We start from the raw sequence: 12,016 nt of genomic DNA, 5'->3' as shown, positions 1-12,016 counted from the left end.
AAATCTTAAAGAATCTCAAACTTATATGTATGAACTACATAATACTATCTCTAGTTGAGTTGTAGTTTTAGCTACTAAGCCTCAATGACAGATATTTTGCATGGAATCACAATGCGCTAACGTTACTCTGAGTTTAAAGTTTTTAACACCTAGAACGCAAAAAACCCGCAACTTTCGCTACGGGTTTCTTTTATTAGAAGCTTGATTCAGGCCCGCGAACTCGCAGAGCTCATTCGGTAAAAAGCGGCCAACATGAAGCTGTTCATGTTGTCAGTCAACCCTTTTTACCCTACTTCTGTGAGAGTACTCCTGAATTTTTGACATAAAAAAAGCCGCCTAAATAGGCGGCTTTTCTTTGGAATAGAAGCTTGATGATGTCCTACTCTCACATGGGAACTCCCACACTACCATCGGCGCTATTGCATTTCACTACTGAGTTCGGCATGGGATCAGGTGGTTCTACAATGCTATTGTCATCAAGCATAAACTTTTATTGTCTACTTTCGTAAACACAATCTCGGAAATCTAATATTTATATTTTCTAATTCAATGCACAGTACGTGAATATACTTGTCAAACATCATACAACAAAACCACTTGGGTGTTGTATGGTTAAGCCTCACGGGCAATTAGTATCAGTTAGCTCAATGCCTCACAGCACTTACACACCTGACCTATCAACGTTGTAGTCTCCAACGACCCTTTAGGGAGATTAAATCTCCAGTGAGAACTCATCTTAAAGCCTGTTTCCCGCTTAGATGCTTTCAGCGGTTATCAGTTCCGAACGTAGCTACCGGGCAATGCTATTGGCATAACAACCCGAACACCAGCGGTTCGTCCACTCCGGTCCTCTCGTACTAGGAGCAGCCCTCTTCAATTCTCAAACGCCCACGGCAGATAGGGACCGAACTGTCTCACGACGTTCTAAACCCAGCTCGCGTACCACTTTAAATGGCGAACAGCCATACCCTTGGGACCGACTTCAGCCCCAGGATGTGATGAGCCGACATCGAGGTGCCAAACACCGCCGTCGATATGAACTCTTGGGCGGTATCAGCCTGTTATCCCCGGAGTACCTTTTATCCGTTGAGCGATGGCCCTTCCATACAGAACCACCGGATCACTATGACCTGCTTTCGCACCTGCTCGACGTGTCTGTCTCGCAGTTAAGCTGGCTTATGCCATTGCACTAACCGTACGATGTCCGACCGTACTTAGCCAACCTTCGTGCTCCTCCGTTACTCTTTGGGAGGAGACCGCCCCAGTCAAACTACCCACCAGACAGTGTCCCCAAGCCCGATAAGGGCCCTAGGTTAGAACATCACGCATACAAGGGTGGTATTTCAAGGTTGGCTCCACACACACTGGCGTGCATGCTTCAAAGCCTCCCACCTATCCTACACATGTAGGAGCAATGTTCACTGTCAAGCTATAGTAAAGGTTCACGGGGTCTTTCCGTCTAGCCGCGGGTATACGGCATCTTAACCGCAATTTCAATTTCACTGAGTCTCGGGTGGAGACAGTGTGGCCATGATTACGCCATTCGTGCAGGTCGGAACTTACCCGACAAGGAATTTCGCTACCTTAGGACCGTTATAGTTACGGCCGCCGTTTACCGGGGCTTCGATCATGAGCTTCGCAGAGCTAACCCAATCAATTAACCTTCCGGCACCGGGCAGGCGTCACACCGTATACGTCATCTTTCGATTTTGCACAGTGCTGTGTTTTTAATAAACAGTTCCAGCCACCTGGTTACTTCGACTGACCTCAGCTTAGGGAGCAAGTCCCATCACCAAAGCCAGCGTACCTTCTCCCGAAGTTACGGTACTATTTTGCCTAGTTCCTTCACCCGAGTTCTCTCAAGCGCCTTAGTATTCTCTACCTAACCACCTGTGTCGGTTTGGGGTACGGTTCCTATATATCTGATGCTTAGAAGCTTTTCCTGGAAGCAGGGCATCAACAGCTTCTACTCCGTAGAGTATCGTCTCGACTCTCAGCCTAGTGGTGACCCGGATTTGCCTAAGTCTCCAGCCTACAATCTTTCACATGGACTACCAACGCCATGCCTGTTTAGCCTTCTCCGTCCCTCCTTCGCAATATATAGAAGTACAGAAATATTAATCTGTTTCCCATCGACTACGCTTTTCAGCCTCGCCTTAGGGGCCGACTTACCCTGCCCTGATTAACATGGGACAGGAAACCTTGGTCTTTCGGCGTGGGGGTTTTTCACCCCCATTATCGTTACTCATGTCAGCATTCGCACTTCTGATACCTCCAGCATGCCTTACAACACACCTTCAACGGCTTACAGAACGCTCCCCTACCACTCAAAATAAATTTTGAATCCGCAGCTTCGGTGCATAGTTTAGCCCCGTTACATCTTCCGCGCAGACCGACTCGACTAGTGAGCTATTACGCTTTCTTTAAAGGATGGCTGCTTCTAAGCCAACCTCCTAGCTGTCTATGCCTTTCCACATCGTTTCCCACTTAACTATGACTTTGGGACCTTAGCTGGCGGTCTGGGTTGTTTCCCTCTTCACTACGGACGTTAGCACCCATAGTGTGTCTCCCGGATAGTACTCATTGGTATTCGGAGTTTGCAAAGGGTTGGTAAGTCGGGATGACCCCCTAGCCTTAACAGTGCTCTACCCCCAATGGTATTCGTCCGAGGCTCTACCTAAATAGATTTCGGGGAGAACCAGCTATCTCCCGGCTTGATTAGCCTTTCACTCCGACCCACAGGTCATCACCGCATTTTTCAACATACGTGTGTTCGGTCCTCCAGTTGATGTTACTCAACCTTCAACCTGCCCATGGGTAGATCGCCGGGTTTCGGGTCTATACCTAGCAACTAAACGCGCAGTTAACACTCGCTTTCGCTACGGCTCCCCTAATCGGTTAACCTTGCTACTAAATATAAGTCGCTGACCCATTATACAAAAGGTACGCAGTCACCCGAAGGCTTCCACTGCTTGTACGTATACGGTTTCAGGTTCTATTTCACTCCCCTCACAGGGGTTCTTTTCGCCTTTCCCTCACGGTACTGGTTCACTATCGGTCAGTTAGGAGTATTTAGCCTTGGAGGATGGTCCCCCCATATTCAGTCAACATTTCACGTGTGCCGACCTACTCGATTTCACAAACATTTTGTCTTCATGTACGGGACTATCACCCTGTATCGTGTACCTTTCCAGATACTTCCATTGACGCCATGCCGCTTAAGGGCTAATTCGCGTTCGCTCGCCGCTACTAACGAAATCTCGGTTGATTTCTTTTCCTCGGGGTACTTAGATGTTTCAGTTCTCCCGGTTCGCCTCTTTATGCTATGTATTCACATAAAGATACTTGCTTATGCAAGTGGGTTTCCCCATTCGGAAATCTGTGTCTATAACGTCTTTTATCGACTTAACACAGCTTATCGCAGATTAACACGTCCTTCATCGCCTCTAACTGCCAAGGCATCCACCATATACGCTTAGTCACTTAACCATACAACCCTAAGTAGTCTTAAGTGTTTGAGTGACAAAACCCAAACTAAATGTATGTCTGACATTTTCACGTACTATAAATAGCACTTGAATTAGAATTCACTTAACAACGCGCGACACGTTATTAAGGGTTTTAAACATAAAACTTTATGTTTAAGGGATATAAATATCAGCTTTCCAGATTGTTAAAGAAGTAGTAATCAACACGCATTCGGTTAAAAACTTGGTTAAAAAAACCAAATTGAAAATCACTAAAAAGTAACCTTTAATTTGGTCTTTCGTTCTTTATGAAGAAGTATTGGTGGAGCTAAGCAGGATCGAACTGCTGACCTCCTGCGTGCAAGGCAGGCGCTCTCCCAGCTGAGCTATAGCCCCTTTTTAGACTTAGTCAGGGTGACTTCTTCTATATTCGTTATCTATGCAATTTGTGTGAACACTCAACAATAATCTGTCTTACTTCAAGATAAGGAGGTGATCCAACCCCAGGTTCCCCTAGGGTTACCTTGTTACGACTTCACCCCAGTCATGAATCACAAAGTGGTGACCGTCCCCCCGAGGGTTAAACTAGCCACTTCTTTTGCAACCCACTCCCATGGTGTGACGGGCGGTGTGTACAAGGCCCGGGAACGTATTCACCGTAGCATTCTGATCTACGATTACTAGCGATTCCGACTTCACGGAGTCGAGTTGCAGACTCCGATCCGGACTACGATACACTTTATGGGATTCGCTCCACCTCGCGGTCTTGCTGCCCTCTGTATGTACCATTGTAGCACGTGTGTAGCCCATCCCGTAAGGGCCATGATGACTTGACGTCGTCCCCACCTTCCTCCGGTTTATCACCGGCAGTCTCCTTAGAGTTCCCGACACTACTCGCTGGCAAATAAGGATAGGGGTTGCGCTCGTTGCGGGACTTAACCCAACATTTCACAACACGAGCTGACGACAGCCATGCAGCACCTGTCTCAGAGTTCCCGAAGGCACAATTCTATCTCTAGAAAATTCTCTGGATGTCAAGGGATGGTAAGGTTCTTCGCGTTGCATCGAATTAAACCACATGCTCCACCGCTTGTGCGGGCCCCCGTCAATTCATTTGAGTTTTAACCTTGCGGCCGTACTCCCCAGGCGGTCAACTTAGCGCGTTAGCTACGCTACTCACGTTTCAAGAACACAAACAGCTAGTTGACATCGTTTACGGCGTGGACTACCAGGGTATCTAATCCTGTTCGCTCCCCACGCTTTCGTGCCTCAGCGTCAGTATTTGTCCAGGTGGCCGCCTTCGCCACTGATGTTCCTTCCAATCTCTACGCATTTCACCGCTACACTGGAAATTCCACCACCCTCTACAATACTCTAGTTAGCCAGTTTCAAATGCAGTTCCGGAGTTGAGCTCCGGGATTTCACATCTGACTTAACTAACCGCCTACGCACGCTTTACGCCCAGTAATTCCGATTAACGCTCGCACCCTCCGTATTACCGCGGCTGCTGGCACGGAGTTAGCCGGTGCTTCTTCTGTCGCTAACGTCACAGATGCAAGGTATTAACTTACACCCTTTCCTCACGACTGAAAGTGCTTTACAACCCGAAGGCCTTCTTCACACACGCGGCATGGCTGCATCAGGGTTTCCCCCATTGTGCAATATTCCCCACTGCTGCCTCCCGTAGGAGTCTGGGCCGTGTCTCAGTCCCAGTGTGGCTGATCATCCTCTCAAACCAGCTAGAGATCGTCGCCTAGGTAAGCCATTACCTTACCTACTAGCTAATCTCACTTGGGCTAATCTAAAGGCGAAAGGTCCGAAGAGCCCCCCCTTTGGTCCGTAGACATTATGCGGTATTAGCAGTCGTTTCCAACTGTTGTCCCCCACCTCTAGGCATATTCCCAAGCATTACTCACCCGTCCGCCGCTCGACGCCAGAGTAGCAAGCTACTCTTCGTTTCCGCTCGACTTGCATGTGTTAAGCCTGCCGCCAGCGTTCAATCTGAGCCATGATCAAACTCTTCAATTAAAAAATCGTTTGTGCATCCGAAGATGCTGCTCAATGAATTCTGTACATCTTTTTGACTTACTTTAAAAAGTTAGACAAAAAGTAAAAACTTAAATAAGTTTTTGTATGAACATTCACTAAGACATTTTTGTAACCTAAGTTACTGGTAAAACATCATCACTGTGAGTGCCCACACAAATTGCATGATAACTAATTGTTAAAGAACTATTCTTTCGAATAAATTGATAAGTCACATTCGCTTGTCAATCTTGCTTGTGGCCGTTGCCTCAAGCGAGGATGCGCATTCTACGCAACCCAGTTTTGATGTCAACCTTTTTATTAAAAAATTTTAATTTATTTTTTAATGTTTGGTGATGTGTTTTATGTCGCTTTCGCTTCACTAAACTTATCAAAACAGCTTCTTGGCTTGTCCCCGAGAAGTGGATGCGCATTTTAGGGATTTTTGCACCTACGTCAACAACTATTTTCAAATAATTTAAAAAAAACCATTAGATGTTCAAAAATAGTACAGATTTGAGTTTTAATCAAAGTTCAGAGACAAAAAAAACGGTAAATTTTCATTTACCGTTTTTTTAAATTGTGTAGGTTATTGATTTACTATTCTTCTGATTGTTTCACTTTTTTATCTACTTCTTGCTTTTTCTGCGTATTATCTGTTGTTTCAGCCGTAAACTCGGCATCTTCATCGTCACCGACAACATGTTCTAATTTTAATTTTTTAACACTACGAATAGTGGTAATAGGCCCTGATGCTGCATAAAGAACAAATATAGCACTTAACAATTCAGCTGGGCTCGCAGCAACAATAACAAACACAAGTACAATAAGTAGTACAACGATAAAGTTAACTTTACCTTTCCAGTCAACTTCTTTAAAGCTGTTGTAGCGAAAGTTACTAACCATTAATAAACCTGAAGTAATGGTGATCAGTCCAATAATAAATCCATAATCATGACCGTTTATTTGATACTCAGTACCTAACCATACAATACTTGCAACAACACCTGCTGCTGCTGGACTTGCTAACCCCTGAAAGTATCGTTTGTCGGCAACACCAACTTGCGTATTAAATCGTGCAAGTCTTAACGCCGCAGCAGCAACAAAAACAAATGCAGCTAACCAACCGAATTTACCCATGTCTGACAACGCCCAATTATACGCAACTAACCCTGGGGCTATTCCGAACGAGACCATGTCAGCCATACTATCGTATTCCGCGCCAAACTCGCTTTGAGTATTGGTCATTCTTGCAACACGGCCATCTAAACCATCAAAGATCATCGCGATAAATATTGCGATAGCAGCACTTTCAAAATGCCCATTCATCGATGATACTACAGCAAAAAAACCTGAAAATAGTCCTGCTGTAGTTAATAAGTTAGGTAATAAATAGATCCCACGGTTTGGACTGTTCGGTACCTTTTTACTTTCTGCCATGTTATTCAAATGTCTCTTTATTAAAATTCGCGGTAATTTAACATAACTCGATATATAGACCTATAATTAATTAGCACAATGTATGATTTGTAAGCAATTATTGTCAACCTTAGCATTAATTGGTATAAACTTTATGGTGGCAAACGCCAAATCAATGGAGTATTGAAAAGTAAGATGAAATTTATAACTCTCATATTAACAGCATTATTACTGAACTCCACGGTTTTCGCGGATAACATCACGGTTTATCGTTGGGTAGATAAAAATAACGTTGTTCACTTTAGTCAACATCAACCTGAACATAATAATTACACCGAACTTTCACTGTCTGCTATACCCAAAACACCAGAGCCAATAGCCGTACCACAAAAAGAAGAACAAGAAAATACCAAAAGTGATGAACAGGTTGTTACAGAATCACTTGATAAATGTGAAGCAGCTAAAGAAAATGTACGTACATTAGAGCAGTATGACAATATTCAATATACCGATGAAAGTGGTAACCTAAAAGTATTGACCGATGTAGAAAAGTCTCAGCAACTTGAGATTAATAAGAAACAAGTAGAGGTTTACTGTAATATACAGTAAACCTCTATACTAACTATTAGCAACTAAATACCAACTCCTGATTGTCTACGCTTATTGTAACTTTCTCAACGCCATCAAGTTCGCTTGCAAGTATCTTTTGAGCAAGCGGATTCTCAATAGAATGTTGGATTGCTCTTTTTAGAGGCCTTGCACCAAATAATGGATCAAACCCAGCCGCTGAAATTAACGATAAAGCCTCGTCTGAAACGTCAAGTATAATGTCTCTTTGCGCAAGACGTTCAGCAAGCGCATCTAACTGGATACTCGCAATCTTCTTAATTTGTTCTGACTGAAGTGGATGAAATACTACCGATTCATCAATACGATTAATAAACTCTGGTTTAAAGTGTTGCCCTACTTCATTCATCACTAAAGTTTTCATTTCTTGATACTGGCTTTCATTATGTAAGCTTTGGATGATATCTGAACCAATATTAGAAGTCATGATCACGACTGTATTACGAAAATCAACAGTTCTTCCTTGGCCGTCGGTTAATCGCCCGTCGTCTAACACCTGCAATAAAATGTTAAATACATCAGGGTGAGCTTTTTCAATCTCATCAAGAAGAATAACAGAGTATGGCTTTCTCCTAACCGCTTCAGTTAAATAGCCTCCTTCTTCATAACCAACATAACCAGGAGGCGCACCAACCAACCGAGCAACCGAATGTTTTTCCATAAACTCAGACATATCAACGCGTATTAGCGCGTCTTCACTGTCAAATAGGAAGTGAGCAACGGCTTTCGTTAATTCCGTTTTCCCTACACCTGTTGGACCAAGAAACAGGAAAGAGCCTATTGGTTGATTTGGATCAGCAAGCCCTGCTCTCGAACGACGTATTGCATTAGAAACAGAAACTACAGCTTCAGATTGGCCGACAACACGCTTATGTAACTCCTCCTCCATGCGCAGTAACTTGTCACGTTCTTCTTCTAGCATCTTTGACACAGGAATACCGGTTGAACGACTAAGTACATCGGCAATTTCAACATCAGTTACACGATTTCGCAATAAACTCATGTCTTGCATTTCAGCTTGAGACGCTAAATCAAGTTGTTTTTCGAGCTCAGGAATTCGGCTATATTGTAACTCCGCCATTTTATTTAGATCGCCATTACGCCTCGCGCCATCTAAGTCAATTCTTGCTTGCTCCAGCTCAGCCTTTATTGTTTGTGTGCCATGAATTGCCGCTTTTTCAGATGTCCAGACTTCATCTAAGTCTTCATAATTACGCTCAAAATCAGCTAATTGCTCGCGAATCAACGCTAAACGTTTAATCGTAGCATCATCACTTTCATCTTCGAGTGATTTCTCTTCTAGCTTCAATTGAATAATCTTCCGCTCTAACTTATCTAGCTCTTCAGGCTTGGAGTCCATCTGCAATCTGATACTTGAGGCTGATTCATCGATCAAATCAATAGCTTTATCAGGTAATTGTCTATCACTGATATATCGATGAGATAAACTTGCCGCTGCGACGATCGCAGGATCTGTGATTTCAACATTATGATGAAGCTCATAACGTTCTTTTAAACCACGTAATATTGCAATAGTATCTTCAACGGATGGCTCTTCAACCAACACTTTTTGGAATCGTCTTTCAAGAGCAGCATCTTTTTCGATATATTGTCGATATTCATCTAGCGTAGTTGCTCCCACACAGTGCAGTTCACCTCGTGCTAACGCCGGTTTTAGCATATTGCCAGCATCCATTGCACCATCAGTTTTACCGGCACCAACCATGGTATGAAGCTCATCAATAAATAAAATTACCTGACCTTCTTCTTTAGCAAGCTCATTGAGTACAGCCTTTAAACGTTCTTCGAATTCACCACGGTACTTAGCACCTGCAACAAGTGCGCCCATATCGAGTGAAAGTACCTTCTTATTTTTAAGGCCTTCTGGTACCTCATGATCAACAATACGTTGTGCTAAGCCTTCAACAATTGCTGTTTTACCCACACCAGGCTGCCCAATAAGGACAGGGTTATTTTTAGTGCGACGCTGTAGCACTTGTATCGTACGACGAATTTCATCATCACGACCAATAACAGGGTCAAGCTTTCCTTCTTTTGCACGCTCTGTAACATCAACAGTATATTTTTCTAATGCTTGTCTGACCCCTTCCGCGTTTTGATCATTAACATTTTCTCCACCTCTAATGTGGGTGATCGCATCTTTAACCCTTTGTTCACTAGCACCTAAGGATTTAAGTATCTGTCCTAATTTTCCCTTATCTTCTAACGCTGATAATAAAAATATTTCTGAAGAAATATACTGATCACCTAGCTTTTGTGCATATTTGTCACAAAGATTAAGAATACTTGCCAATGCTGAGGATAGCTGTACATCTCCCCCAGTACCTGACACTTGAGGCAAGGTGTTCAATACGTCTTCAACTTGACTACGTAATGAATAAATATCTACGCCTGCACTTTTCAGTAATGGAATTGTGCTTCCATTATTCTGATTTAATAATGCAAGCATTAAATGTGATGGTTCAATAAATTGATGATCTTTACCCAATGCAATTGATTGGGCATCAGATATCGCTATCTGAAAGGTTTGCGTGAATCGGTCTAATCGCATATCAAAACTCCTACTGCCATGTTACTGGTCTTACATTTGCTGTTGATATAAAGTTATGGGCTTTTTACCTATTTTCAAGCAATTAAAAATTGTTTACTTGACGTAGATCAACCTAAACACTGTTTTGTATAGCAATTAAAGATGCCATCCTACCTGTTTGGTTACAGCGACGATATGAATAATATTTATCTTCATTTTGATAAGTACATTCATCAAGAACCCTAATGTTTTTAACGCCATTTTTATTGAGTAATAATGTAGCAATTAATGGTAAATTAGCCAGCCATTTATTATTCAATTCTCGCTTAAAGCAAACCGCTAATGTTTCATCAAGGCTAGAAAATGTATCCTTAACCTCATTGCCAACAACAAATGCATTTTCTCCAATACAAGGCCCTAACCACGCTTCAACTTGGTTAACTGATGTTTCCATTTTTTTAAGTGTTTCATCAATGATATTAGCCGCTAAAGGACGCCAACCGCCATGAATAGCCGCTATTTCTTGTCCATATTTATCCACAAGGAATATTGGTAAACAATCAGCCGTCATAATTGCTAAAGCAATATCAGGCTGTTTAGTAACAATAGCATCGCCAACAATAGGTTGTTCACTATAATTTACTAACTCAATAACATGTCCCCCATGAACTTGTTCTAGCCACTGAATCTGGGTATTGTCATTAAAATACTTTTTCAAACACGTACGATTAGCTAAGACATGGTTTTCATCGTCACCAACATGCAAACCAAGATTGAAACTCTGATATGGACTACAGCTTTGTATATGTTGAACAGGTGATAATCGCGACGTTTGCATCGCGACTACATTGTTAGCAGAAAACCTTATGTTTTTAATTGCGCCGTTAGTACTCATCTTGTGCATTAAGTGTCGAATCTTCTCTTAAGATATTAGTTAAAGACGCCATATCTTCAGGAATATCTGCAGTCCACGTCATTTGTTCGCCTGTTACAGGATGATACAAAGATAACATAGCGGCATGTAATGCTTGTCTTTTAAAACTTCTCAATACCGCTCGTAACTCATCAGTTGCATTTTTCGGTGGGCGCGGTCTCCCGCCATACACAGGGTCGCCAACTAATGGATGAGTAATATGTGCCATATGTACACGAATCTGATGTGTTCGCCCTGTTTCTAAGCGCAATCTTAACCGAGTATGTTCTCTAAATTTTTCCATCACTCTATAATGTGTAACGGAAGGTCTGCCTGACATTGTAACTGCCATATGCGTTCTTTTAGTTGGGTGTCTGCCAATGGGTTCGTCAACAACTCCTCCCGCAGTCATCACGCCATTAGCAATCGCTTCATATTCACGTGTAATTTCTCGCCTTTGTAGTGAGTCTACAAGGTGCGTTTGAGCTTCAATCGTTTTAGCCACTACCATCAAGCCAGTGGTATCTTTATCTAAACGATGCACAATACCAGCTCGTGGCACAATATCGACTTCAGGACAATGATGCAGCAATGCATTCAATACCGTGCCATCGGGATTTCCTGCGCCGGGATGAACAACTAACCCTGCTGGTTTGTTGATTACAAGTATATCTTCATCTTCATAAACGATATTAAGTGGAATATTTTGTGGCTCAAAACGCACTTCGGCTTCAATCTCTGCATTGATTACAACGGCCTCACCACCGTACATTTTTTCTCTCGCCTTTGTTAACACATCACCATTTACGGTAACCTGTCCAGCTAAGATCCATTCTTTTAATCGAGATCTTGAATATTCGGGGAACATTTCAGCTAAAGCTTGGTCAAATCGCTTGCCTAACAAAGTGTCTGGTACGGTTTCTTGATGTTGAATTTTCTCTGCCATGAATTTCTCTGTGAATTAGCACTGTGCAAGGATAAAATGCTAGGTTAGAATGCATGATATTATTTTAC

General features: G+C 42.8%; 5 protein-coding genes, 1 tRNA gene and 3 rRNA genes. 1 reads left to right on the top strand and 8 read right to left on the bottom strand.

The window, feature by feature from the left end; genetic code table 11:
• Nucleotides 1–366: 366 nt before the first annotated feature.
• The 5 genes from rrf to pssA all read right to left on the bottom strand — a co-directional run bounded on the left by rrf (nucleotide 367) and on the right by pssA (nucleotide 6,932).
• Nucleotides 367–481, bottom strand: a 5S ribosomal RNA gene (rrf, locus tag QUE09_RS05905).
• Nucleotides 482–608: 127 nt separating this feature from the next.
• Nucleotides 609–3,489 (bottom strand): 23S ribosomal RNA (locus QUE09_RS05900).
• Nucleotides 3,490–3,787: 298 nt separating this feature from the next.
• A tRNA-Ala gene (locus QUE09_RS05895) sits at nucleotides 3,788–3,863 on the bottom strand.
• Nucleotides 3,864–3,952: 89 nt separating this feature from the next.
• Nucleotides 3,953–5,495: ribosomal RNA gene (locus QUE09_RS05890) — 16S ribosomal RNA — on the bottom strand.
• The 16S, 23S and 5S rRNA genes sit together here with 1 tRNA gene alongside, the layout of an rRNA operon.
• A gap of 597 nt (nucleotides 5,496–6,092) precedes the next feature.
• Entirely contained in the window at nucleotides 6,093–6,932 is an 840-nt protein-coding gene (pssA, locus tag QUE09_RS05885; RefSeq protein ID WP_286235277.1) for a CDP-diacylglycerol--serine O-phosphatidyltransferase, read from the bottom strand.
• A gap of 174 nt (nucleotides 6,933–7,106) precedes the next feature.
• Between pssA and QUE09_RS05880 the strand changes: the two genes are divergently transcribed.
• A complete protein-coding gene (locus QUE09_RS05880; RefSeq protein ID WP_286235276.1) occupies nucleotides 7,107–7,520 on the top strand; it encodes a DUF4124 domain-containing protein in 414 nt (137 codons plus the stop codon).
• A gap of 16 nt (nucleotides 7,521–7,536) precedes the next feature.
• Here QUE09_RS05880 and clpB read toward each other — a convergent pair whose 3' ends face one another.
• The 3 genes from clpB to rluD form a co-directional block, all read right to left on the bottom strand.
• Nucleotides 7,537–10,110, bottom strand: coding sequence for an ATP-dependent chaperone ClpB (clpB, locus tag QUE09_RS05875; protein WP_286235275.1), 2,574 nt, complete (start codon nucleotides 10,108–10,110; stop codon nucleotides 7,537–7,539).
• Between the two features lie 112 nt (nucleotides 10,111–10,222).
• Entirely contained in the window at nucleotides 10,223–10,993 is a 771-nt protein-coding gene (pgeF, locus tag QUE09_RS05870; RefSeq protein WP_286235274.1) for a peptidoglycan editing factor PgeF, read from the bottom strand.
• Nucleotides 10,974–11,948 (bottom strand): 23S rRNA pseudouridine(1911/1915/1917) synthase RluD, encoded by a 975-nt coding sequence (gene rluD / locus QUE09_RS05865; protein ID WP_286235273.1) that lies wholly within the window; start codon nucleotides 11,946–11,948, stop codon nucleotides 10,974–10,976. The genes pgeF and rluD overlap by 20 nt, the downstream gene beginning before the upstream one ends.
• Between the last annotated feature and the right edge of the window lie 68 nt (nucleotides 11,949–12,016).

The sequence above is a fragment of the Thalassotalea sediminis genome, assembly GCF_030295915.1.
Taxonomy (GTDB): Bacteria; Pseudomonadota; Gammaproteobacteria; order Enterobacterales; family Alteromonadaceae; genus Thalassotalea_C; species Thalassotalea_C sediminis.
This window is presented reverse-complemented; position numbering and strand designations above follow the sequence as displayed.